Source organism: Pseudomonas sp. MHK4, assembly GCF_054600775.1.
The window spans coordinates 1-645 of the sequence record NZ_BAAIAK010000051.1 but is presented as its reverse complement, the minus strand read 5'-3'; the positions used below and the strand labels follow the sequence as shown (position 1 = coordinate 645).

The 645-nt window shown below is 64.8% G+C and carries 1 protein-coding gene; it reads left to right on the top strand.

What is annotated here, in order from left to right:
* Positions 1–645 (top strand): ImcF-related family protein (locus ACYP2Q_RS31465; RefSeq protein WP_459734102.1); only part of this gene is annotated, 645 nt, incomplete at both ends.

Genomic DNA, 645 nt, shown 5'->3' with positions numbered 1-645 from the left:
TGGTCTGGAGTGCCGGCATGCTGCTGTCCTTCGCCAGCAACCGCGTGCACATCGCCCAGGTGCAGACATCGCTGGCGACCCTGCAACAATCATCAACCCCTGACGAACAATTCCTCGCCCTGAATGACCTGGCCCGCGAGCTGGGCCGCCTGGAATACCGCGCCGTTCATGGCACGCCTTGGTACCAGCGTTTCGGCCTGAACAAAAATCCACAACTGCTGCAAATGCTCTGGCCCACCTACGTCGAGGCCAATAACCGCCTGCTGCGCGATCCGGCGGTGGCCAGCTTGCAACAGCAACTCACCACCCTGATCAAGTTACCCGCCGACAGCCCCGAACGCCTCAAGCGCGCACTGCAAGCCTACGAACAACTCAAGGCCTACCTGATGCTGGCGCGCCCGGACAAAGCCGACCCAGCCTTTCTGGTCAAGGTCCTGGGCCCGCTCGAGCCGAGCGGCGCCGGGGTTTCGCCGGGGCTGTGGCACGGCCTGGCGCCGACGCTCTGGCAGTTCTATGGCGAGCAACTGGCGGCGCACCCGGACTGGCGCATCGCGGCCGACCCGAAACGGGTGGCCCAGGTTCGCCAGTTGCTGCTCGGCCAGTTGGGCCAGCGCAATGCCGAAGCCAGCCTGTATAAAACCGTCC